This window comes from Bacteroides sp. AM16-24, assembly GCF_003471885.1.
Taxonomy (GTDB): Bacteria; Bacteroidota; Bacteroidia; order Bacteroidales; family Bacteroidaceae; genus Bacteroides.
This window is the reverse complement of record NZ_QRKI01000001.1, coordinates 374,154-400,294: the sequence shown is the minus strand read 5'-3', so window position 1 is coordinate 400,294 and position 26,141 is coordinate 374,154. Positions and strand designations below refer to the sequence as shown.

Here is a 26,141-nt window from a genome sequence, read left to right as displayed (position 1 = left end):
TCACTTATTATTATAGAATTCTTTCATCACATACCAAGCCTTTTTCCTGAATCCCTGATCAGAAATAAGCCCTTTCCGGTTCCAACCTTCCTGATTCGTAGGATGAAAACGATACGGAGAACGGAAATCAAATAGTATCCAAGGAGAAATACCAGCCAAATTTTCCACACGGCTGAACATCTCCAAATTATCTCTGAACAGCTTTTCCTGATATTCTTCGCTCCATGAACTTGTTAGAGTAGAATCCCCCGATTGCCCGTAAAGGGCTTCACCACCAAATTCAGAGAAAATCAACGGTTTACCGAGAGCCACATTCCAACGTACTTCCGAAGGATCTGAGGGCCAGGCATGATACCACCCCATATATTTATTAATTGATACCACATCCAACTCTTCGATAAAAGAATCATTCATTTCAAAAGCCTTCGTTTCAGGATTCAGCTTCGGCAGATCGAAAGCTGCTGTTATCAGACGAGTAGTATCCATCTCGTGACAGTGTTCGACAAGACTCTTCAGAAAGGCATTGCGGGCTTCGGAAGGAGCTGTTTCATTGGCAACTCCCCAGAAGGTTAAGGCACACCTGTTCCTGTCACGCATAACCATTTCCGTATACATTTTTTGCGCCTTCATACGCGTCTCGGCATTTTTAAAATCAATTCCTTGCCAAATAGGAATTTCTTCCCACAACATAATACCCATCTTTTCAGCTAGACGAACGATATATTCATTTTGTGGATAATGCGCTAGACGCACTAAATTAGCACCCAACTCCTTTGCTTCAGAAAGTAATGCTACAGCATCCTGCTCTGAAAATGCTCTTCCCTGGCGTTGCGCTACCTCTTCATGGAAACTGATTCCTTTCATAAAGACCGGAGTGTCATTCAAATAAATCTTCGTCCCTTTCACACTAAGATTACGAAAACCTATATTCTCTTTCACATGGTCCGTTGCAGTGGAAACTGTGACTTGGTAAAGTTTTGGTTTTTGGGGCGACCAACGTTCCAGTTTCTTAGCACAGAAAGATATTTTCGCCATTCCTTGTCCGTCAGTCTGCACTTCAGATGCGATTTTCAGTTCAGGAATTTCAATTCTCACTTTCTGGCCCGCTTTCTGCTCTGACAGTTGTAAGGTTGCATGAATATAATCTGGCTTGTATTTATCCAGTTGTATAAAGTAATTGCTGATATATACTTTAGGAGTACGTACTAACATCACATCACGCGTTATGCCGCCATAATTCCACCAGTCAAATGACAGCGCAGGAATTGCATCTACCGTCCGAGTATTATTCACTTCCACAGCCAGAAAGTTTTCTCCTGCTTTTACCAAATCAGTGATATTGAACTGAAACGGCGTAAATCCACCTTCATGACTACCTATCTCTTTTCCATTCAGATAGACCCGGCAACGGTAACTCACAGCTCCAAAGTAGAGAAACAGGTTCTCATCCTGATTTTTACTCACCTCAAATTTACGGGCATACCACACCGTACCTTCATAATATTTAAGTTCTGGAAGCTGCGAATTCCAGTCGGAAGGCACATTCAAACGTAGCCCTCCTTCGAACTCATACTCTTTAAAATCAGCCTTATTTCTTAAAGGTCTGTTCTTATAGATAGAGGTTCGCCGACCTTGCTGATAAGGATCAATAATAGCATTCCACTTCCCATTCAAAAAAGTGTATTGTCTACCATATACATTCGTCAGTAACTCCTGAGCACCAACGTACTGGCCATTACAGATCGTTATCAGAAATAAAATCCAACCTAAAAATTTCTCCTTCATAAGTATTTCTCTATTACTTTTTATAAATTTTCATTGCACATCCGCCCCCTTCTGCCAAATTCACCGTTAGTTTACAATTTTGGGGAACAAAGATAACAGACTTCCGATAATCAGAAGCTATCTTATCTGCATTTATACCATCTTTATAAAGTTCAATTGTCCATTCCCCTTCACCCAGAAATGACAAATCAAATTCCATTGTACGCTTTTTCCAATTGGTCAGCGCTCCCACATACCAAACATCTCCTTTACGACGAGCCATTGAGATATATTCTCCTATTTTTCCATTCAAGGCTTTTGTTTCATCCCATACTGTCGGAATATCTGAAATATAAGAGGTACACTCAGATTCACGTTCATAGAGAACAGGACTATCACACAACATGGATAGCGGAGCCTCGAATATTACATATTCAGCCAGCTGGCGGCAACGAGTTCCCATACTCATAGGTTCTTCATTAACAGCGCGAAAATTACGTTTATTGCCATTTTTCATTGCACCCTGGGTATAATCTACAGGTCCCGCTATCATACGAATAAAAGGCATAGTCACATCATAGGTAACCTGATCCACCTTCTCACTGCCAGAGAACTTCAACTGTTCCAAGCCATGTACGCCTTCAAAATTAATTACATTCGGATAAGTACGATTCATTCCTGTCGGTTTATAAGTGCCATGATAATCTAACATTAAATGGTATTTTGCAGCTATCTCAGCCCCACGATAGTGAAAATCAACCATTGCCTGATCGTCACGGTCCATGAAGTCTACCTTGAAGCCCTTAATGCCCAATTCTGAATAATGCTTGCAGATTCTTTCCAAATCACGTTCAAAAGCATAGTAACCGGCCCACAAGATCAGCCCTACATGTTTAGAATCAGCATAAGCAACCAACTCTTTCAAATCTATTTCCGGCACAACCTGAAATAAATCAGCTTTTAAATTTACAGCCCAACCCTCATCCAAAATCACGTACTCAATACCATGCTTAGAAGCAAAATCAATATATGCTTTATAGGTAACATTGTTCACGCCAGCTTTGAAATCCACACCGGACAACCCACAACTGTTCCACCATTCCCAAGCCACCTTTCCAGGCTTAATCCATGACGTATCTTCTAAGCGAGAAGGAGCTGCCAGTTTATAAACCATATCATTATCAAGGAGTTCTTTATCATCAGAAGATACAATAGCAATGCGCCAGGGAAAACTTCGTCTGCCGGAACACTTCGCAATATAATCTTCTCTTGCAATAACCAGCTTTTGCAATTTGTTATGCCCACCTTGTACCATTTCTTTCGGATACGGAGCAAAAACACCTTTCAAAGAATTAGACTGATTCGCATTGCGAACAAACATGCCGGGATAACTCTCCACGTCTGATTCTGCAATACAAAGCTTCTTTCCATCTTTCAATTCCACAACAACCGGAGTAAAAGCCAATTGATTAGTACCCATTTCACTTAGATTGACATGTGTATAGACATTCTCAAAAGAATTAAAGAACTGGGCTTCCACCTTTTTATTCTTTCCTCCTCTCACATAGGGAATATACGTCATATAATCATCGTCAAAATTAAATGTAGCTTCTTCAGCTATTACATTAAAAGGTTTATTTTCCGTAACGATGAAGCGATATGCAACTCCTTCATCATAGGCTCTGAATTCTAATTGGAATCCGTCCCTGAAAGTAAGAGACAGCTCATTACAACGATTTCTTATCTCACTCCGTTTGTAGATGGCAGTAGTGATATTCTCATCAACCACACGCCTACGTACATTCTTAACTTTAGACTTCACGCCTAATATTTTATTATTGCTTAATGACATAGAAATAGGCGAAGAGACAATAATCGCAGTATTTTCATGTTTTAAGGAATAACAAATTTTATCACCGGCTTCGATACTTAATTCAAGCTTCCCATTCGGTGACTTTAACTGATATTGTTTCTGAGCTATACTAAAACTCAGGAATGCACTCAAAAATGTAAGTGTCAGACAAAATCTTCTCATAAATCTATTTATTGGTTTTAAGTGATATTTTGATTAATATTAAATTAAGTAATACGTCACAAATATAGACATTTACTTAAGTCTGGTTTGTGTTTATGTATGAAATCATCGGGAACGTTTGCAAATTCAATTTTACATTAAAAAACTATATATAAGATGTTTATCTAAAATATGAAATACGAAATCGTTTCCGACAATTTTATCTGTATACCTATTGTATATGTTATAGTATTCGCTTATTTTCGCACAAAAACAATTCACTATGAAACATTTATTATTTATTTTTCTATTTATTTCTTTAAGCGTACAAGCTAAAGTAACATTACCAGCCATCTATTCTGATGGAATGGTACTACAAAGGAACCAACCTATTCATATATGGGGGCAGGCTGATCCAAAGGAGAAAATACAAATCTTATTCGCAGAGCAAAAACAAACAGTAAAAGCCGACAGCAAGGGATACTGGGAAGTGAATCTGAAAGCTCTGGAAACTGGCGGCCCCTACCAACTACAAATCATCGGAAAAGAAAACCCAATAAGCATCAAGGATATTCTTATCGGAGATGTATGGTTATGTAGCGGACAATCTAACATGCAATGGGTAGTAAATAACGTCACTAATGCGGAAGTGGAGAAAAAGAATGCCAATTATCCGCAAATCCGAACTTTAAACATACCTCGCCGCATGGAATTATCCCCTAAAGATACAATCAGCGCAACATGGCTCGTATGTTCACCTGAAAACGTAGGCCGTTTCTCCGGAGTTGCTTATTTCTTTGCTAAAAAGGTTTATGAGGAAACAAACATACCTATTGGTATTATAAATTCATCATGGGGCGGTACAATCGTGGAAACCTGGACAAGTCTGGAAGCTGCCAATACACTGCCACAAAAACGACTCGATCGATATAACAAAAATGAGAAACTATTCCCCCCTACAGAATACCTTACACGAAAAAATAAGGAAGCAAAGCGTAATGATTATCCATCATTGGTATACAATGCAATGATCCATCCGCTGCTATCCTTCTCCATTAAGGGAGTTCTCTGGTATCAGGGAGAAAATAATGTAGGAAATGCAGAACCTTATACCGATTGGCTCACATGTATGATTGGAGATTGGCGTAACCGCTGGAATTCAGAATTACCGTTTTATATCATCCAGCTTCCCAACTTCGATTCTATCAACAAGAAACCACTTTGGGCGGAAATGCGAGATGCTCAAAGTAAAGTTTTGGCAGTTCCTGGAACCCATCTCATCGTAACCAGTGACTTGGGAGACCCCTATGACCTTCATCCCCGCAACAAACAAGAGGTAGGTATGAGAGCAGCATTACAAGTGTTACATTACGAGTACGGATATTCAGATATTGTCAGTGAAAGCCCCATGTTTGAACGGATGGAAATCAATGGTGACAAAATCATAATTACATTCAAAAATACAGGTTCCGGTTTAGAAATACGTAGCCGATATGGATGTCTGCAAGGTTTTGCCATCGCAGGAGAAGACAAAAAATTTCACTGGGCACTGGGAGAACTCAAAAATAACCGAATTGTTATTTGGAGTCCGAAAGTCCCTAATCCTGTTGCCGTACGCTATAACTGGGAAAATAATCCAGACGGAAATCTTTATAATAAGGACGGCTTACCGACTTGCCTATTCCGTACAGATAATTGGTAAGCATTATCTATTTCACATCGCTAAAGAATCAAATGATATTATCTTTTTAACAGAACTGCTCCTAAAGTTTCGTATCTAACTTTTTGGGGCAGTTCAAAATTGTGAGGTGCAGTTTATTTTTAGACGACCTTATTATCCCTAAATATACATTTCCAGATCTTTACAATCGACTCTGTAAACGAATAAATTAAGTGTTCTTATACTTCTCCTTATATACTTTAGGAGAAACACCATAAACACTCTTAAAATAATCACCAAAATGATTATAACTGCCAAATCCTGTTTGATAAGCAATTTCCGTTGCTGTCTGTTGAGAAGTACGAAGCATTTCAGCAGCACATTCCAAACGGATATTACGAATCAACTCTGCCGGAGAAAGATTAGTAATAGCCTTTACCTTACGATATAACTTAGCCCTGCTCACTCCCATTTCCTTACATAACATTTCCACATCCAACTCAGGATTAGAAAGATGTGTCTTCACTACTGCCTCATATTGTTCAGCAAAAGATTTATCTGCAGGTTCCAATTCGATGCCTATACTCTTTAAAGAGAGTTGTTTTCCATAAATCTCCTTCAATTTCTTCCGACCGCTCAGAATATTATTAATACGGACTATCAGGGTAGAGACTTTGAAAGGTTTCACAAGATAGTCATCTGCACCGGCCTGGAAGCCTTCTTCAACATATATCGTCATGGATTTTGCAGTCAGCAATATGACAGGAAGATGGCAAAGAGAAGGGTTCTCTTTAATATACATACATAATTCCATGCCATCCATCTCAGGCATCATGACATCACTCACTACTAATGACACATTTTTTTTGCCTAATACCTCCAGTGCTTCACGTCCATTCTGAGCTGTAACAACTTTAAAGTTTCTCGACAATTCTTTCTGAAGATAAGTCAGAATTTCAATATTATCATCTACCAACAAAATCGTCTCAGAAATCGAAGTAACTTTAAAAGAAGAAGCATCGTCTACTGCATCTTCACTCTCATCTAATGTGTCTTGAACCGCCACTTCATAACATTTATCATATCTCCACGGCAAATCAATAGAAAAACAAGTACCATGCGGTTCCCTGCGTCTGACCGATATAGTTCCCTGATGTTTTTCTACAATAGCTCTTGCTATGGTCAGGCCGACTCCACTACCTCCCATCTGTCCATGCAAATCCTGATGAGACAGTGCAAAAGGCTTGAATATCTTGTTTATATCCTCATTGGATATGCCGACTCCGGTGTCTTTCACTTCAACATGTATTTGCGGTTTCTCTCCTTCAATCAGGGAAACAGCCAAAATGACAGTTCCCCCCTCCGGAGTAAACTTCAGAGCATTGGATAATAAATTAAAAAACACTTTCTCTAATGCGTCCTTATCAAATGTAGCTAATATAGGCGTCTCTGGTAGAGAAAGCTGCAATGCTATATCTCTTTGCCGGGCAGTAACCTGAAAAGAGTAGTAAATCTCCTGAATAAAATCATTAAAATTAAAAGAAGATAGTTCCAGTTCCCCATTCCCATTCTCTATCTTCCTCAAATCCATCAGGTCATTTACCAACGTAAGTAATCGTTTGGCATTACGACGGATTAACAGCAAGTCTTCTTTTACTCCGGAAACATGTATTATCTTTTTCTGTATCTCGTCCAAAGGATTCAGAATCAAAGTTAACGGAGTCCTGAATTCATGCGCCACTTGCGTAAAAAAAGTCTGCAATTCCCGGTTAAACTCCTCAGATTTATCCTTTTCTATTTGTTTGAGATACAGTTCGTGCTCTAACCGTTGTTTCCTTTGCTTATAGGCAATATAGCGTTGCAATATGTAGAAAATAATAGCAGCATAAATAACAAATGCCCACCAACGCGCCCATAAAGGGGGAAGCACTTCAATTTTCAAATGAGTTTCCGGTCCTATCGTTCCATCATTATTAAGTGCTTTGATCCTTAAAAGGTAGTTACCGGGAGCAAGATTACTATAGAATACTTCACGACGATTACCCGCATCCACCCAATCCGGATCTACTCCATCCATCTTATAAAAGAACCGGTCGCTATTACCATATATATGGTTATCACTCGCATAGGCTATCGAAATGTTTGTCTGATTGTGTTTTAAGCATAACACAGATGTCTCAGCCAAGCATTTATCTAACACAGAACCATCACAAGGTCTTTGCAATTTATTATTAATACGCAACGTAGTAAGAATCACAGAGGCCGGCGTATCATTCAACATAAAATTCCGGTTATCTACCATTACATATCCGGTATTACCCAATATCCAAAAACGATTGGCTGAATCTATCAGACTGGAAGCATCCATATCGGTCAGACGCAAACCGTTGTTGTTATCAAAAGTATGTAATTGGTTTTCTTTGGGAGTGAACAAATACAACTTATGTGCACCAATTACCCATAACCTCTCTTCATTCTGTTTTGCAACAAAATAAAGTTTATCCGAATGAACCTTGGTATGCGACAAATGTTGCTTTCGCAATTTCCAATGTTTGTCTACAGACAAGAGCCCCTGTCTCTCAGTCGTCATCCATAGGTTATGCTCCGAATCCCGGCAAAAAGAAGTTATACTAAGCGATTTATCTGCAGGAACTCCCAAATCTGCCGCGCTTATCTGTTTCTTTTGTCCTGTATTCAGATCATAGATATACAATCCATTCTTCTGGGTGGCAAACACCAATATTCCGGGATCTATTTCATCAATATAATTCGAGCATGGAAATTGTACGGATTCCATATCCAGACAGAAAACGCCCTGATCCTGTACAGATATCCACCAATGTTCTCTAGAATCTTTGAAGATATACAATATATTTGTATTATCGTATTTCCGCAGTAATGTAAATTTACTTTTCTTTATCGAATAATTATAGACTTCTCCCCGTTGATTACCACACATGATTGTATCACCGGATATACAAATCGATTTAATAATATTATCATTGTGATGCTTGTTTTCATTCAGCCAGAAGGATTCCACCTGGCCTGTTTCCGGACGATGACGCAGCAAGCCGTTACCTTCTGTCGCGAACCAGATATTATTATCATCATCTTCTTTTGCCATCCTGAAGCTCCCTGCCAAATGGGAAGGAGCAAAGAATCTGAAACGCTGATTATAGCTGTGACTGTAGTTCACACCACCGGCATATGTACCGACCCACACTATTCCTTGCCTATCCTTAAACAAAGAATATATGGAATAATAACTCAGACCTCCTTCTTCTCCGATTTCCCCTTTTTCTACTATCACCTCCTCCATATTATCCTTATGTAACCTAAACAGACCATTGAAAGTACCAATCAACATATAGTCCTTATCCAACTCTATGATATCCCTGATCTCTTTATTAATGAGAGATGTAGAAGAAAGCTTATAAGTTTTCACTTCCTTGGTCTGAGGATTATATTTGTTGATACATATACCTACAATCACGCTCCAAAGACAACCTTCTGAATCCACCCGCAACACATTTATCAATCCGTCAGTCAAGGGACCTTTCTCTATAGACCTAGGATAAATATGCTCAAGCAATTGCCAGTTTTCATCATATACAATAATGCCATGTTGGCGAGTGCCTACGTAATATTTCCCACCAGCCTGCACAAATGCAGAATATCGATATTCCTCCGGAGCGTCTTGCAGAACCACAAGAGTATCTTTCTCCATATCATATCTGAATATTTTCTTTTCCGTATAGGCTACAAAGCTCCCTCGCTTATCAACTCCAATCCCAACCCAACGACTACTTTGGTTCTTGCCATACAGGAAACTTTTTACTTGCTGAGTAGAATATTTCATCCTGTCCAAACCGTTTTCATGCAATATCCATAAATTCTTATCCCTGTCCTGAATGATACGGCGTATTTTATTACCTCCAAGAGTGGGTTGGGTATTGGTACTGAAAATATCGATACGCTGTCCATCATAACGGTTTAAACCATTATCACTTCCCAACCAGATAAAACCATCCTTATCCTGATATATGGATTGCACATAATTATGAGAAAGTCCGTCTTCGGTAGTCAAATGTTCGAAGAACAATTTGTCAGTCAAAAGCTGGGCACTTCCACTCGACCAACAAAAAAAGAATAATATCAATAATATATATCGGCTAAACATGCTGCAAATATACCTTTTATTCCTTAATGACACAAATCCGGGAGTTTCTGAGACATGTCGTAAAGTCCTAAAATTCATTGCATTCTAACTTTGCAGCAACAATAAAGAAAATAATATTAACCCTAATAAAGTAAATACCATGAAATCTCAAGTAACACTCAAAACAATCGCTAAAGCACTAAATCTTTCTACTTCCACTGTATCCAGAGCTTTGGCAGACCAGTGGGATGTAAATTCGCAGACAAAAGAAATCGTAATGGAATTGGCCACCAAATTAAACTATAAGCCCAATATCATGGCAGTGAAACTTAAACAATGCCATAAGAATAATACGGAAGTCAGTAAACAACCTAAAATTACCATCAAAGAAATGGCACGCCAACTCAATCTGGCACCATCTACCATATCACGCGCATTAGCCAATAAAAAAGATATTAGCCTGAACACCAGAAAGGCTGTACAGGCTTTAGCTAAGAAGCTACATTATCGTCCAAATCCTATCGCTATCATCTTAAAACAACAACATACTAAACGTGCATCAGCATAATCTCATATTAATGCGAATCAAGAGTTGAAATTGATTCATAACCTGTCAAAAATGAACTAAATGCAATAGCTACCCCCGTTCTTAGGCATTACTATACTTTTCCCTTCCAACGGTTAGCCTTCTCCATCCGAACGCTTATTCTTTCCACCATGGTGGAAAGAATAAGTGCCTACTACAATTTTCCTTAACCGTCGCAGCGAAAAGGGATAAAAGTGGCGATGCGGCGGCTTAACCTCTGAAACTTAATATTATTTATGCGGATAAGGAGTTGGATTGTGTTCATACCCCTGCAAAAAGCGTGTATATCTGGCGGATATATATTAGGAAAAGAACAGGAGTTAAATGCATTTTCTCTCGAAGCGTTAACCTTAAACAAGCCCACTCTTCGAGAGAAAGAATTTTGCAAGCTTATCCCACAGCCTTTTTATAACGCAACAATGCTTCTAAGAAATAATAATCGGCATAAGAAAGCGGTACATCTACTTCGCTATTTTCCGGAAGATTACCGACACTATGCTTTAGAATAAAATTACAGTTAGTTCCCGGTTCAGCAAGATAATGAGGTGAAGCTAGAGTTCGAAGTTGTTTTTCAGCTATTGAGAGATAATTTTGTCTTGCTTTCTCATCTGTAACAAAACCACTCAGCTCTACAAAAGCAGAGGCCATTATTGCACCGGCTGAAGCATCGCGATATTCATTACCGTTAGGAGCATCAAAGTCCCAATAAGGAATACCATCAACCGGAAGACGTGAAAGAAGCATATCGGCAATATTTTCTGCGTGTTCCAAATACTTTTCATCTCCGGTCATGCGAAACATCATTGTATAGCCATAAAGTGCCCAGGCTTGCCCTCTCCCCCATGATGATTCATTGGCATAACCCTGTACTGTTTGCCGGCTACGCACATGTCCATCTTCAGGATCATAATCTACCAGATGATAAGAAGAATAATCTTTACGGAAATGATTTTTAAGGGTAGTATTTGCATGTGTACGAGCTATATATTCCAAAGTATCATTATCAAAGGTTTTCGATGCAAACATCAGCAATTCCAAATTCATCATATTATCAATGATAACAGGGTATTTCCAACCACGGCGCAAGAAATCCCAGCTTCGGGTTACTCCAGTTACAGAACTAAAGCGGGTCGCCAATGATTGTGCCCCTTGATAAAGAACTTTCTTATAATCTTCATTTCCCGTGAGACGAAAACCATTACCATAACTACAATTTAACTGGAAACCTACATCATGATCATTGGTTACGTATTGAATAGGATCCAGTTTCAACGTATTCTTTTCAGCCAATGTCTTCACGACTTCATTTTGAGTATACTCATAAATATACCAGAGTGAACCGGGATAAAACCCGCTACACCACCAATAAATTGTCGAAGATTTGAATGTACTGTCCGGAGCTATGGACTGCGGTAAAGTAGTACTTTCCAAACGAGTATCCATTGTCAAATACTGCTGTTCAGCAACGGTAAATACACGTGCCGTCAATGCATCCATTGATTCCTGTTTCGAACACGAAACAAAGAAACCAATTAAACTTAATAAGAGCCATTTCTTTTTCATAAATCCTTTTTATAATTTAATTAACAAATAATTCATCTGATAAGATTTAATGTCACTTTCAACAAATTCTTCCGGTTTGCAGGAAGATAAGTTTCAAAACCTACACGCATACTTCCCGGATTAGGTTCATCAAAAACATGGAGGGGGGCATTTGACCAAAGTTTCATTTCAACATCATCCGGTGCAGCCACGGTAAGCAACATTCGGTGTCCATCCTTAGCCAATTCTATTTGATTCTTACCGATGATTTTTGCTTCAGCCGGTGTTACCATAATCCAAGTTACCAAAGCCTCTTTTTCTCCCGTAACCAGTTCATCTTTCACAATCAGATCATCTTCTTCATTCAGATAAATGATGCGGACAACTTTTTCCATATCATCAGCAAAAACGCTTGTAAGATTTACTTCTGCCCCTTTCCTATCTTCACTTTTATATATTCTGCTTATGGGAGCATAACTATTCACTAAATGCCGCTTATTATTTATCGTAAGCGTATTATGTGCCATATTACCAAGACGGAACACTTCCCACCGTTGGCCTTCTTGAGACTGATCCCATAAATTTACTCCTCTACTCTCCAGACTTAAATAATTTTGCATACCGAGATCTATCCCCCAGCGTATTCCCTCCCTTTCATAAATAAACGAACCGGCATCCATATGCGCATGAGAAGTTAAGGGAGAACCTCCTTTTACGGCCAGATAGCTATCCTTTTTACTATTCCATCCGCCACGATAAATAAAAACCGGTGTCTTTCCACCATTATGCCAAAAACGACAGGAAGGCGGTTGTATATTACTCAAATCCTGATGAGCACAAAAAATCAACAGACAGGGCAATAAACGATCTTCTGCAAAACTAACTGAAGGATCCTCTAAATATTGATTTTCTAACCATAGTAAAGATAAATCCCCCATTTTCTTAGCAAACCAAAACATCATCATATTACATCTCACTCCATTAACAGCATCCGAAAAATTAAAGTATTCGCCACTTGGAGCTGTCATAAATTCCATAAAGCGAGCTGATTCCAAAAAACCGGGATATTCGGATAGCCCGGCATCTGTCCCCAATGCACTTTCAAGGGCAGCAATAAGTAACACCTGAAAACTGGTACCATATCCCCAATAATGAAAGCCCTCCGGATATCCTCCATCCGGTCCATAAGCCACTAAAACTTTAGGATTAGTCAACAAGCACTTCTCTATAATTTTTTTTGCCTTATCCGGCACATCCTCAAAAACTGCAAGCGCACCACACAATAAACCACCATTACAAACAGAATTCCAGTTAGATACCGCCCTGTAAAACCATTCATCAGGAGCAGCGGCATCCAGACCTTTTTCTACAATTGCGTCACGTACTATAGAACGTATTTCCGGTTCCAAATACTCATAAAGCCAATCATAACCTATGGATAATGCCAACACCATTTCTCCCACGTCCAAAAAGTGAGATGGATTCCAATCTGGAAAACGGCTTACCGAAAGCATTTCTTGTGTCGCACGATAAGCATACTTTTCTTCCTTCGTCATGCGATAGGCATATGAAAGATAGAAAATCCGTTTTAATGCCAAACGGGAAACACCCAGCAACCGCTTCCCTTCCATAACTCGTTCCGCCATTTGTTGGATGAGTATCTCATCAGATTCTTTCAAAATACGCTCATGAACCTTCAATAACGATGGGAAGCTTGTTATTGACCTCTTCACAGCTTCTTCTCCTCCTTGCGTTAATAATAAACGAGGATGAGGGTTCATTCTTTCATAATCCAAAGACTGCGCACACAGCACTAAAGAATAAAAAACTAAAACTGACAATAAGATTGTTCGCTGTAGACGAGGTTTACAAAAAAGGAATAAATATATCATCATATTAATTACTTAAAAGTTCAACAACATGGCAAATATCACAATATTATAGAATAATATAGAATCATTATCTGCAAAATCGACGGGAACGTTTTCCTTAACTAAAGCTAACCATCTTTCTGTGCAAGGTATGCAAAAGTATGTTTTTATATAGGAATAATCAACTATATAACAAGCTATTAACATTAAAAACCTACAAAATCGTTCCCGATGATTTTCATCATTCTTTGCATAAGTTATCATATTATTTCAGAGATTTGCATGTGTAACTCAATATATAACATAAAACAAATCTAAAATGAGCAGAATAGAAACAACATTATTATCCAGCAATTTTGAGGTTGAAAATCATAAAGTTGCAATCAGTAAAAGCCTAATAAATATCTAAATACTAATTATTATTCAGTTATATGAAAAACAATTTATCACATCCATGCATGTGGCAGCAAGGTCACACACGATGCTATCGTCTGGCCCAATCAGTAGTTCTGACTGCTTTGTTGGGCATTGGCACAGTACAAGCTGGTCAGCCCTTTATTACAACATCCCTTTCAACGCAGATTCATAGTGTTGCTATGGAACAACAAACGGGCAATATATCAATAAAAGGGCATGTAGTAGATAACAAGGGAGAAATCCTTATTGGCGTTACTGTCATGGTAAAAGGTACCAATAACGGTGTCATCACAGATATGAATGGTAACTTTACCATTACCGCAAAAAACGGCCAAACACTAGTTCTTTCTTATATCGGATACAAAGATGTGGAAGTCAAAGTGCAGCAAAGCAATCTGAACATTACAATGCAGGAAGACGCTCAAGCACTTGACGAAGTTGTAGTTATCGGATATGGTACAGCTAAAAAGAAGGATTTAACCGGTGCTATTTCAAACATTCGTCCGACCGACTTAAAAGCAGAAATGCCCCGTAATATGCACGACTTATTGCGTGCTAATGCTGCCGGTCTGAACATCTCAGTCAACAACGAAGCAAAAGGTGGCGGCGACTTCCTTATACGTGGTAAAGGTACTTTAAAAGCCGGTTCACAACCGTTACTTGTTGTAGACGGAGTTATTTATAATGGCGAACTTAGCGAATTGAACCCCAACGACATCATTTCAATCGACGTACTGAAAGATGCCAGTTCTGCTGCTGTATATGGTGCAAAAGCAGCAAACGGAGTCATTGCTATCACTACACAGAAAGGTATAGCAGGCAGCAAGCCTGTGATTAACGTCAATACAAGTTGGGGATTAGTCACTCCTATTAAGAGCCGCAAACTCAGAAACGCCGAGCAATTTCTTGATTTCCGTCAAGCATACGAAATCGGTAGGCAAACGGATGAATACCTTGAACAATATCCGGGAATGTATACCGATCCAAGGAAGCTTAATGGAATAGATAAAGTAGACTGGTACAATTATGACCAGAAGGATAAAGTTACGTCTGTATCAGAAGAAGAACTAATAACGAAATGGTTGTCACGTCTGGACCTATCTACCCCTGAAATCAATAATTATTTCAATGGTAAACTAACCAATTGGCAAGATTTGATGTTAAACAATGCAGTACAACAAAACTACAACGTCAGCATTAGCAAAAAAGGTGAAGATTACCAATACTATTGGTCCATTGGCTATATGGACAATGAAGGTATCAAAGATGGTGATGCGTTTAGCCGTTTCACTACCCGCCTGAATCTGGAATCCAATGTCAGCAAGTATATCACAGTGGGATTGAATATGAACTTCTCCAGCCGTGACGAAAGTGCTATTGCTGTCGATACTAAAGCTTTGACATGGTTTTCTCCGTATTGTAGTAATGATGTTAACAATCCAGAAAGTGCTAACCAGCACTATCCTAATGGTTCAAACACCATCGCCAACCCATTCTATGACCGTAAATATACAGATAAGAAACAGGTATACATGAATCTGGACGGAACTATCTACGGACGCCTGAATTTACCATTCGGTTTCTCTTACCAGATGAACTTTACTCCGCGCTTGGCCTGGAACGAAAGTTTTGAGCACAAATCAGCCAAGAATGATGCTTGGGCAGGAGAAGGTGGTTCCTCCTTCCGCCAGCATAATAAAGCCTTCAACTGGCAGGTAGACAATGTCTTCAACTGGAAATATGAATTCTTCGATAAACATAAAGTAGAAGCTACTTTCCTAGTCAACGCCGAAAAATCACAAAGTTGGATGACTAAGAGTACTAACAAAGGATACAATCCGAGTGACGCGTTAGGCTATCATGGTATCCACTTGGGCAACAATCCTACTGCATTGAGTACTGACCAATACACTACTGGTGATGCTTTGATGGGACGTCTTTTCTACTCCTTTAGCAATAAATATATGTTGACTGCTTCTGTTCGTCGTGACGGTTACTCAGCTTTCGGTATGATGAACCCACGTGCTACATTCCCTGCCGTTGCTTTGGCATGGGTATTCACAGAAGAAAAATTCATGAAGAAAACCTCCTCATGGCTAAGTTATGGTAAATTACGCTTCTCTTGGGGTGAAAATGGAAATAGAGACATTGGTATCTATGCCGCTCTCGCAGAACTGACTTCTAATCCGACTTGTTGGATCGATGGAAGTGGTAAGTTTTATACCACAACTTATACATTGAACCAAAAAATGCCAAATAGCAAGTTAAAATGGGAACGTGCTAAATCATATAATATAGGTTTGGACTTCGGACTCTTCGGAGATATTTTAAGTGGTTCTATCGAAGTATACAAGAAAATGACCAATGATTTACTAATGGACCGTGCCATTCCACCTATCACTGGATTTAGCAAAGTATTGAGTAATATGGGACAACTCCAGAATACAGGTTTTGAATTAACATTGAATGCCAACATCATGAGACGCAAAAACTTTGAATGGAGTGCTACAGGCAACTTTTCACTCAACCGCCGTAAGATTAAGCACTTGTACGGTAACATGAAGAATATTCTTGATGCTGACGGTAATATCATCGGTCAGGTGGAAGACGATGATATCACTAACAAATGGTTTATTGGTGAGGACCCAGACCGCATTTGGGATTATATAGGAGATGGTGTATGGCAACAAGATGAAGCTGAAGAAGCTGCAAAATATGGTTGTCAGCCGGGTGACTTTAAATATCTGGACCTCAATGAAAATGGGAAATTGGATCAGGATGACAAGAGACATCAGAAATATACGACTCCCCGCTTCCGCTGGACATTACGTAACAATTTCCAATTGTTCAACGATTTGGATGTTTCATTCATGTTATACTCTTTATGGGGACACCATGGTTCATATGCTGATGCCGCCAACAATAACTTCGATGCTTCTATCAGTTGCGGTTACGATCAGCCTTACTGGACACCGGAAAATCCGATTAATGACTATGCACGTATCGGTTCAAAGAATTTAGGAACACATTATGTAAACAAGTCATTTATCCGTTTGGACAATATCACAGTTTCATATCGCCTGCCACAAAAATGGACAAAAGTTGTGGGTATCCAAGATTTACGCTTCAACGCATCCATTCATAATGTAGCAGTCTTTGCTCCTCATTACGACGGCTGGGATCCTGAATCAAACAGCCCAATGGGAAGAACATTCAATTTCGGTATTAACTTTACACTCTAATTTGAAAGAACAATGAAAAAGAACAGAATATTCAAAACTATCAGTGGTGCCGCTTTATGTACGGCACTACTAACCGGATGTAGCGAAAGCTGGTTGGAACCTAAACCCCTCTCTTTCCTCACTCCTGAAAATGCATACGTTGATGCTGACGGTCTGCTCACTTCTCTGGCAGCAGCCGAGCGTTCCATGCGTCATGAATACTTTGGAAACGGAAGTGGATATACTTGTGAACTTATCTTCTCCGACCTCTGCATCAGCGGAACGACTGATAAAGCAGGCCCCTTGCAGGATATGGATCGCCAATTAATGCCGGATGCGAACTTTAATAATGCAGAAAACTCCTATTTGACATCACATAACTGGGATGAGAACTGGAATCAAATAAAATATACGAATGTAGTACTTTCACGTATGAAAGATACAAAATTCGTGAATGAAGCTGAAAAGAACAAAGTATTAGGTACAGGTTACTTCCAACGTTGTTACAGATACTGGCGACTAATCAACCAGTTCGGGGATGTCCCCTTCATTGATGTCGAAGTCACATACCCACGGTATGATTTTAATACATGTGACCGTTGGAGCATCTTGCGTCGTATGAAAAAAGAACTGGAATTTGCATACCAATGGGTACCCGAACAAGTAGACCGTGGACACACCACAAAATCGGCCTGTGGCGTACTGTTGATGAAAGTCTATATGTCATTGGGAGAATTCGACAATGCTATCAAAGTTGGAAATGAAATCGTAGCTAAACACCCACTGATGGTCAACCGTTTTACTTCCACTAAAAACAATCATCCCAACCTGATGTTTGATCTGCATAGCGTAGAAGCCAAAAGTGATCCGGCCAACACAGAAGGTATATTATATGGTGTATCCGAACCGAATAATGCCAGTGGCACAGGTTCTGCAAAAACAGAAATCATGGCTAACTGTGTTCCTATGTGGAATAATAACGTAGTAAAAACTCCGAGTGGTAAAACTGGTTTCGCCGTCACTCCCGACAGCAAAGACGTTACAGCCGGCATTGTGGAAGACGTGAACAAAACATATGGACGAGGCATTGCCCGTGTACGCCCCACCAACTACTTCCAATATACCATCTGGACAGAGAAAGAGAAAAATGACTTACGTGGCCGCTACAACCACGACAGCTGGAGACGTATGGAAGACCTAATTTATAATGACCCGGCCCTGAAGAAAGCTAATGATCCCTGGTATGGAAAGAAGGCAGTAAAACCAGTGAATATGTCTTGCGGTGATTCAATCCGCTGCTGGTTTTCATGGCCGCACTACAAAGTTTATATTCCGGATCCGACAGCAGGTAGCGGTCAATGGAAAGGTGGTTCAAGCCCTATTTACCTGATGCGTAGTGCCGAAGTTTACCTGATGCTTGCCGAATGCTATTATTGGAAAGATAATCTGAGTGAAGCAGCCAATATGCTGAATGTAGTCCGTAACCGTGCAGGCGCCGATCCGCTGACTGCTCAAAACATCAATATCGGTGAAATTCTGAACGAACGTGCACGTGAACTTTATTACGAAGAACATCGTCACATTACATTGGTTCGTATCGCTTATACATACGCACTGACAGGTAAACCTTGTGAAATATTCAACGGACGTACCTACAAAATGGAAAACTTATGTGGTCCAAAGGGAGCCAGCAACTTGAAAGATGCCGGATACAATTTCTGGTTCGACTGGATCAGTCAACATAACAATTTCTATAACAAAGGTGTAAAGAACAGATTTGCTGAATACACCATGAGTGTTCATCACATGTTATGGCCTATTCCTAACAAAGATATCAGAGCCAACACCAATGGGCACATTAATCAAAATAATGGTTATTTAGGTTGTGAAAATAATGTAACTCCCTTGCAGGTACCCGAAGAAGGTCAGTTCATGAAAGATTAATCGTGGATATTCACTTTTATGAAGAATTACCCCTGCCACATATATTTGTAGTAGGGGTAAATTTTATAATTTACAAAGCATAAAGATATGTACAAGCTTTCATATAACATTTCATTTGCCGAATGGAAAAGAAAATGGTTACTATTGTTGATAATCAATTTCTGTATAACACCCATAGAAATGCTGGCAAACTATAAGATTGAATCTTCCAATTATATTTTAAGAATAGCATCCAAAGATAAAGGAAGGTTGCTGTTGCAAAACAAACAATCGGAGACATTAGTACAACTTGGCGAGCTGAAACTTGGCCAGTGGCCTCAACTGGAACTCAAAAACAATTGTAAATATGAAATAACTGAGGTGAATGGGGCAAGTGCCATTCGTATCCATTATTTTTTTCCTCCATCAGTACCGACTTCGATGAAACTTACAGGTACATTCATAGTGCATCAAGACCGGGTGGACGTACAGTATTTGCTTTCAGGAGTTCCCGAAAAGTATAAGGCTGACTGGAAAGGATGTCAGTTCCGTTTCTGCCTGCCCGAAAACGCCGGTACTCAAAAACTTCCGGAAGCCAAATTGGGGATATGGCAGCGGGATGCTAAAGGAGGACTTCCGTTAGAAACAGCCGATGCCAAAATATTCCCGTTTTTGATAAAAAACCGCTTGCTTTGCCTTACTTATGGAGCCGATAACAAAGTCGACTCAAATTGGCAAAGCGAGGACTACAGACATACGATTCTACCTCGTCAAGAAGACGGCAACTATTTCACTCAGTTCTCAATCCTATTTCCTCCTTATGGATGGCCTTACGAAGCTATCAGTGCAAAATGGCAGAAACGTCCATTTGCCTTAACACTCACCACAGAGAAAGTCTATAACTGGTGGGAGGACGCAACTGCTCCAATCGGCGTACAAGCTAAAATCATCAATACGTCACCAGTTCCACAAAAATGCATACTTAAGTATTGGATTCGTGACTATGACGGAAATTACATAGTGAATGACTCCAAAAAATACTTCTTAGAAACAGGAGAAGTACAAGTTCACCCCATTGAATTTACAGCAGACACAGAACGGGAAATTTATTTTGTAGAAGTCTCCGTTGAAGATGAAAACGGAAAAGAACAGATTTTCTCGAGGACAAGTCTGGCTATATTGCCTCCTCATGAGTTTAAAGCCACACCCGATGAAAACATTATGGGGCTTTCAGCCTATTGGGCCATTCCCGATTCCATGAATCTAAAACGTTTATTAAACCGGATGGGAGTCCGATGGGTACGTAACGGAATCACCAGCAGTTTCAAAAACATAGAAGCCACATTTCACAATAACATAGACTGGAAGAAGAAATGGAAAGATACAGAGCGGGAAGAATTGATACGTTCCTTTTTCCGAAAGATTGTGAAGAATGGGAACAAAATATGGGAATTTGGCAATGAACTGAACATGAGTTCACCGGACATTGCCGGTGCCGGTGAAGGCATTGGTAAGGCTAGTTTGGCCGAAGCATATATAGAGTGGTTGAAAGCCATACGCAAAGTTCAAAAAGAAAAAACTGAATGGCAGAACATTCAGATTATCTCATTCGGAATAGCAGGTGCAGATGAGGTCTTCCTGGAAAAGATTGTAGAATTAGGAGGATGGGACTTACTGGACGGAATCGCATTGCATCCGGGCAGAGGTAATTTTACACCTGATTTTCCGGTAATCGCTCCTTGGGAAGATTTCAAGAAGCCCGCTTTCGGATATCAATACTGGAATTATTACGGTTCTATACGAGTAGTCAAGAACTTCATACAAAAGCATGGAGGCGACAAAGATTTGTACCTCACCGAAATATATGCGCTTGATTATCCCAATCATTCATGGAACGACACCCCTCGCGAGGCGGCGGAGAATTTATTATTATCATATGCGCTTGCAGCGGCAGAGGGAGTAAAGAATGCGCTTTACTATCAGCTATTTAACTCCGTATGGTTCGACCATTTAGGAGTAAATGCCACTAACCGGGAGTATTTCTTTGGGATGATCAACCGAGATTTAAGCTTCAAGCCTTCTTTGATGGCCTTTTGCAACACGGCTGAAGTATTGGATAAAGCCACATTCAAAGGCTGGATACGGATGGACGAAAAGCATCCGTGCAGCAGAGGAATTTTATTTGATACTCCTCGGGGAAGCATGGCTGTACTTTGGGACAGGACAGAAGGAAATATCCTGACTCATCCCAACGGAGATATTTTTCCGGAACCTTGGGTAAGCTCATGGAAAACAAAAAAGAGACTGACATTGCCAAGCAATGTTCCAGAGGTCACCTTACTGAATGCCATCGGACAAAAACAGATAGTGCCTACTACCGATAATCAAGTAACTATAGAATTGACTGGTGCTCCTTGCGTAATATACGGAATAGATGCATCACGAATTCAGCTTTATCATTAATCAAAGATACCATAAAGTTCAAAAGATTAAGAATAATATAAACTATTTACCATGAATACTCCCAAAAAGATTACAGGAATCTTGTGCTTCTTACAGTGTTTCGTGCTTACGGTGTTGGCTGAAAGTCTTCCTAAAGACACTATCTTCAGATATCTTGCTTCTAAAGCAAATTATGAAGAAGAAAACATTCCGAATTACGACCTACCTAATCCATTGATAATGAAAAACGGAAGCACTATAAATACCCTGAAACAATGGAACCAAAAACGCAGGCCGGAACTACTCCGGCTCTTCGAAACGGAAATGTTCGGCAAAGCACCTAAACATCCGAAAGATATGCACTTCAAAATTCTGACAGAAGACAAAAATGCGTTAGGCGGTATAGCTACACGTAAGGAAGTTTCGGTTTACCTGACAAAAAGTGACAAACACTACTTTACAGTCCTCATATATATTCCGAACAAGCGTTCAGGAGCAGTTCCTCTATTCTTCGGATTAAACTTCAAAGGTAACCATACCATCAGCCTAGATCCCGGTATATCCTATCCAACTCCCGAAAAACAAAAAGAATTTTTATGGAAGAGACTGCCTCCCCGAGGCATTGCAGCTGCCCGATGGCCCATTGAGATGCTAATGGAAAACGGATACGCCCTTGCCACTATCTATCGCGGAGACATTGACCCCGATTTTGATGATGCATTTAAAAATGGAGTTCACCCTCTATTCTACAAAAAAGGACAACATCATCCGGCTAACGACGAATGGGGAACCATAGCCGCGTGGGCATGGGCCATGAGCTGTGCGATGAACTATTTCGAAACAGACAAAGATATTAACACATCCCAAGTAGCCGTGTTCGGACATTCACGGCATGGTAAAGCCGCCTTATGGGCAGGAGCCACAGACCAACGTTTTGCTATGATTATCTCCAATTGCTCTGGTTGCGGAGGGGCCGCCCTTTCCCGACGTGCAATCGGAGAAACCATTCAAGCCGTCAACCAACAGTTTCCCCATTGGTTTTGTCGCAACTTCCGGAAATACAACAGCAAAGAGAACACGCTTCCTTTTGACCAGCATGAGTTGATAGCTCTTTTAGCCCCACGTCCAGTTTATATTGCCAGCGCCACCGAAGATCAATGGGCCGACCCTAAAGGAGAATTCCTATCCGGAGTACATGCTACTCCGGTATATGAGTTTATATTCGGAGCAAAGGGGCTAGATGCCAAAGAGATGCCTCCAAGCGATACTCCTCTACAAGACGGTAGTATCGCCTACCACATTCGTTCTGGCAGGCACGACATCACTCAATATGACTGGAAACAGTATGTGAAGTTTGCAGATAAATGGTTCAGAAAGTGACCTAACACCGAGGCATATGGGGCATGACCCACAAGATAGATAGAAGTGTTAGCCAAGCAAAAAGATTGCTTTGTGTAACACTTCTATCTTAAGGATAATATAAACTGTTCTATTGCTTGATAACCTTCTTGGTTATGCGTTCGACACCATTTATGTCGAAGACTGCGTAATAGATTCCTGCATTGATTCCGGTCACGTTTATGCTGTATTCCAAGGTATTACCTGATACAGGAATTGATTGACTTACAATCTGCTGCCCGATTACATTATATATATAGAGATGCATTTGCTTGATGTCCGACTGAAAATTAGCTTTGATGAACAATCGATCCTTTACTGGATTGGGACTTATTCGTATATCTTTCCCGTTGACATAAAGGTTCTCTATGCTGGTCGGGGCATCTCCGTGAAGCTGCATCTGAGAGGCATCCATGCCGTAAATAATAACAGGAGCTCCAGTTAGAGTTATTGTAGCTTTATGGTCTTTCACCGGGATTGATTCTTTTTGTCCGATGGCATTCAATACCGTAATGCTTTCTTCTTTGCAGGGCAAAGTCAGTTCCGTTTGTATATTCCATGAACTGATCCAAGGTTCCGGAGAACTGTTCCCATTGGGACGTGGAAGTATATCGCCTTCTATTCTATCCCAAATAATACTCATAGGACCTTTAGGCGTATCGAACATGATTCCTTTGCTGAAAGGATTATTTTCACTAAACTTGATCCATCCTTTGAAACGAGCCCCATCCAACGCTTCGGATATATTGCAGTAGGCCATGAGGGAAGGCTTGAAACTTAGATCGCGGTTGATTAGACCAAAGAAATATTCACGGTTGTCTTCTCTCACGCCTAATTGATTGTTCCATACTGAATTGAATAGCTGGTAATAGAGTGCATTCTTTACTCCTTCAGCAGCGGCAAGTGCAAATGAGAGGACCACGTTCTCGGCTGATTCGCGGGGAGTGTCATTCCATGAATGGTTCGGAAAGTCAAGTGCGTAGACTTCCGTCAGGTATAAATCTTTATCATTTCCATGTGCTTTGATGAAGTTTTTGAGAATACGGATGGAACCGTAGTAATTCCAGTATTGATATCCTGAAGAAGGTTTCTCAAATTCATTCCATGGAACTGTTACAGGATAATCGGGAGTAAAGTTACCTCTTCCTGGGTGAAGTGCTATCCCATCCAGCAATTCCCAACCTCCTAGTGTGACGAGTTTTTCCAGGAATACTTCGTCAGTACCGGCAAAACCGAAAGATATAATTTTGATTTTTTGCCATTCCGTTTTTTCCGACTGTATCTTGCGGATAGCTTTTAACCATTTCACATAAGGCTCGGCCAATAGTGCTTTTCCGATACCTTCACCGGCTCCACCTATATCAGGAGAACTCATATTCAGTTCATTGCCGAACTCCCAAATTTTGTTTCCGTTCTTCACTATTTCTTGGAAGCAGGTTCGGATTTGTTTATCTCGTTCTGTATCACTCCACTTTTTTGTCCAGTCGATATTGTTATGATACATTGCTTCAATATTCTTGAAACTGCTGTTAATTCCGTTTCTTACCCATCTGACCCCCATTCTGTTGAGTAACCGTTTCAATTCTGTTGAGTCGGGGATAGCCCAGTAAGCGGAAAGTCCCATGATGTTTTCATCAGAAGTAGATGTGAATTCGTGTGGGGGGAGGAGCCCTATATTCGTTCTGTGAAATACTTGCTCCTTGCCAGTTTCATCCTCGATGGAAGCCTCTATAAAGTAGATTTCTCTTTCGCTTTCGGGGGTGAACTCAATGGGATAGACCTGTAGCTGACCGGCTTCTAAAGTAAGTGAACGGCTTTCATTGACAACATAATTTCCGGCATAGTCTCTGATCCAATATTTGAGTGTACAATTTTTCTTCTCTTGGGAAGTGTTGGCCAGATTTGCTTTTACACTTAATGTTCCGGATGCATTTTCCCACCAATTGTAAGGTTTATCGGTGCTGAGAGTTAATGCAAAGGGACGTCCTTTCCATTGGGCACAGATGGCTTCGTACGGCCAGTCCGAAGAAGCCACCAGTACGGAGAACTTCGTGGAATAGGAACCGTCTTTATTATCAATTAAGACGGTATGCCTGTACCAGTCGTCCTTCCAACTGGAATTAGCCTTATTCTCAGGACCATAGGCCAGACATATTATTTTATCTTTTATGAGGAATGGGAAGAAATTGGAATCTGCGGCTTCAATGGGCAATCCTCCTTGTGCATCCCGTTGCCATAAGCCGAGTTTGGCCTCTGGCAATATTTGGGTATTTGCCTTGTTGGAGAGTATGAAGCGAAATTGTGAGCCTCCCCAGTTGGTGACATATCCGGTAGGAACACCGGAAACCCAATATTGGACGTCTACCCGGTCGGGACGTGCAATGAAGGTTCCGGTCAGTGTAATGGAAGAAGGTACAGATGAAGGAAAAGTGTAGGTGGCGCGGATGGCCTGATATCCGTTTACTTCAATGATTTCATAACTGCATGTATTTTCCATTGTGATGGCAGGTGTCCATCCGAACTTTAGTTTTCCGAGTTGAATCAGGTTTTCAGATTCCTTGTTTTTGATGTACAAAGTCTCTGTGTTTGTGCCTGATGCTTGCAGGATGTAATTGGGCATCTCAATTTTGTATAAAGTTTGCGCATTTAATGGTGCAATGCACAGACTTATCAAACATAATATCCAAATTCGTTTTAATTTGTGAACTGATTGAGGGAGTAGTGTCTTTTTCTGCATAAATTTTAGTAATTTAGTGATTATACAATTACAGCCGGAAACTGGCTGGCAAGACAAAACTAAGGATTTGAAACAGGTTGTTCAAAGAAACAGGGATAAATCATCGGAAACGATTTCATGAAAAAATGTAAGGATAAAAAAAAAGGATGCATTTCTGTCTGCGCGTTTTCAACCAAGCAATGCTATATTTTTTTCATAAGTATTATGTATGAATTCAACAACATTGCAAATACCGAATCTTTACCAAACCAAATAATTTACAACTAAATCATCGGGAACGTTTTCTGAAATACAGATTTGCAAAATATATCAAAAAGAAAGCAATTCAATAAACAATGCAATCTTCTTTTATGTACTTTTGTATGTACTACTGCCACATAGAAGCAGACATTACAAACTTGAACATT

12 protein-coding genes are annotated in these 26,141 nt (G+C 40.1%); 6 read left to right on the top strand and 6 right to left on the bottom strand.

Going from position 1 to position 26,141, the window contains the following annotated elements; genetic code table 11:
* Window positions 1–1,785, bottom strand: coding sequence for a glycoside hydrolase family 2 protein (locus DW182_RS01510; protein ID WP_118294410.1), 1,785 nt, complete (start codon window positions 1,783–1,785; stop codon window positions 1–3).
* Between the two features lie 13 nt (window positions 1,786–1,798).
* Complete coding sequence (locus DW182_RS01505) at window positions 1,799–3,799, bottom strand: glycoside hydrolase family 97 protein (RefSeq protein ID WP_118294409.1); 2,001 nt, start codon at window positions 3,797–3,799, stop codon at window positions 1,799–1,801.
* Window positions 3,800–4,061: 262 nt separating this feature from the next.
* Between DW182_RS01505 and DW182_RS01500 the strand changes: the two genes are divergently transcribed.
* Window positions 4,062–5,480, top strand: coding sequence for a sialate O-acetylesterase (locus DW182_RS01500; protein ID WP_118294408.1), 1,419 nt, complete (start codon window positions 4,062–4,064; stop codon window positions 5,478–5,480).
* Window positions 5,481–5,667: 187 nt separating this feature from the next.
* On the opposite strand, the gene DW182_RS01495 is transcribed toward DW182_RS01500, so the two are convergent.
* Window positions 5,668–9,552, bottom strand: coding sequence for a hybrid sensor histidine kinase/response regulator transcription factor (locus DW182_RS01495; protein WP_233564056.1), 3,885 nt, complete (start codon window positions 9,550–9,552; stop codon window positions 5,668–5,670).
* A 205-nt stretch (window positions 9,553–9,757) separates the two neighbouring features.
* Here DW182_RS01495 and DW182_RS01490 point away from each other — a divergent pair, with 205 nt between their 5' ends.
* A complete protein-coding gene (locus DW182_RS01490; RefSeq protein WP_007663930.1) occupies window positions 9,758–10,165 on the top strand; it encodes a LacI family DNA-binding transcriptional regulator in 408 nt (135 codons plus the stop codon).
* Window positions 10,166–10,573: 408 nt separating this feature from the next.
* Here the strand turns inward: DW182_RS01490 and DW182_RS01485 are convergent, their stop codons facing one another.
* Together DW182_RS01485 and DW182_RS01480 are read right to left on the bottom strand one after the other, a co-directional pair.
* Complete coding sequence (locus DW182_RS01485; protein WP_118294406.1) at window positions 10,574–11,746, bottom strand: glycoside hydrolase family 88 protein; 1,173 nt, start codon at window positions 11,744–11,746, stop codon at window positions 10,574–10,576.
* Between the two features lie 32 nt (window positions 11,747–11,778).
* Window positions 11,779–13,620: a heparinase II/III family protein gene (locus tag DW182_RS01480; protein WP_118294405.1), complete on the bottom strand. Its 1,842-nt coding sequence runs from the start codon at window positions 13,618–13,620 to the stop codon at window positions 11,779–11,781.
* Between the two features lie 407 nt (window positions 13,621–14,027).
* Here DW182_RS01480 and DW182_RS01475 point away from each other — a divergent pair, with 407 nt between their 5' ends.
* The 4 genes from DW182_RS01475 to DW182_RS01460 all read left to right on the top strand — a co-directional run bounded on the left by DW182_RS01475 (window position 14,028) and on the right by DW182_RS01460 (window position 22,979).
* Entirely contained in the window at window positions 14,028–17,255 is a 3,228-nt protein-coding gene (locus DW182_RS01475; RefSeq protein ID WP_021968004.1) for a TonB-dependent receptor, read from the top strand.
* A 12-nt stretch (window positions 17,256–17,267) separates the two neighbouring features.
* Complete coding sequence (locus tag DW182_RS01470) at window positions 17,268–19,178, top strand: RagB/SusD family nutrient uptake outer membrane protein (protein WP_007663941.1); 1,911 nt, start codon at window positions 17,268–17,270, stop codon at window positions 19,176–19,178.
* A gap of 87 nt (window positions 19,179–19,265) precedes the next feature.
* On the top strand, window positions 19,266–21,620 hold the full coding sequence (locus DW182_RS01465; protein WP_007663943.1) for a hypothetical protein: 2,355 nt from the start codon (window positions 19,266–19,268) through the stop codon (window positions 21,618–21,620).
* 51 nt (window positions 21,621–21,671) lie between these two features.
* The gene (locus tag DW182_RS01460; protein ID WP_118294404.1) at window positions 21,672–22,979 is read left to right on the top strand and encodes an acetylxylan esterase; all 1,308 of its coding nucleotides are present in this window, start codon (window positions 21,672–21,674) and stop codon (window positions 22,977–22,979) included.
* A 109-nt stretch (window positions 22,980–23,088) separates the two neighbouring features.
* Here the strand turns inward: DW182_RS01460 and DW182_RS01455 are convergent, their stop codons facing one another.
* Window positions 23,089–25,734, bottom strand: coding sequence for a T9SS type A sorting domain-containing protein (locus DW182_RS01455; RefSeq protein ID WP_118294403.1), 2,646 nt, complete (start codon window positions 25,732–25,734; stop codon window positions 23,089–23,091).
* Window positions 25,735–26,141 lie beyond the last annotated feature (407 nt).

Coding starts and splice junctions, on each gene's coding strand:
- DW182_RS01510 (WP_118294410.1), bottom strand. CDS start 1,785: ATGAAGGAGAAATTTTTAGGTTGGATTTTATTTCTGATAACGATCTGT.
- DW182_RS01505 (WP_118294409.1), bottom strand. CDS start 3,799: ATGAGAAGATTTTGTCTGACACTTACATTTTTGAGTGCATTCCTGAGT.
- DW182_RS01500 (WP_118294408.1), top strand. CDS start 4,062: ATGAAACATTTATTATTTATTTTTCTATTTATTTCTTTAAGCGTACAA.
- DW182_RS01490 (WP_007663930.1), top strand. CDS start 9,758: ATGAAATCTCAAGTAACACTCAAAACAATCGCTAAAGCACTAAATCTT.
- DW182_RS01485 (WP_118294406.1), bottom strand. CDS start 11,746: ATGAAAAAGAAATGGCTCTTATTAAGTTTAATTGGTTTCTTTGTTTCG.
- DW182_RS01480 (WP_118294405.1), bottom strand. CDS start 13,620: ATGATGATATATTTATTCCTTTTTTGTAAACCTCGTCTACAGCGAACA.
- DW182_RS01475 (WP_021968004.1), top strand. CDS start 14,028: ATGAAAAACAATTTATCACATCCATGCATGTGGCAGCAAGGTCACACA.
- DW182_RS01470 (WP_007663941.1), top strand. CDS start 17,268: ATGAAAAAGAACAGAATATTCAAAACTATCAGTGGTGCCGCTTTATGT.
- DW182_RS01465 (WP_007663943.1), top strand. CDS start 19,266: ATGTACAAGCTTTCATATAACATTTCATTTGCCGAATGGAAAAGAAAA.
- DW182_RS01460 (WP_118294404.1), top strand. CDS start 21,672: ATGAATACTCCCAAAAAGATTACAGGAATCTTGTGCTTCTTACAGTGT.
- DW182_RS01455 (WP_118294403.1), bottom strand. CDS start 25,734: ATGCAGAAAAAGACACTACTCCCTCAATCAGTTCACAAATTAAAACGA.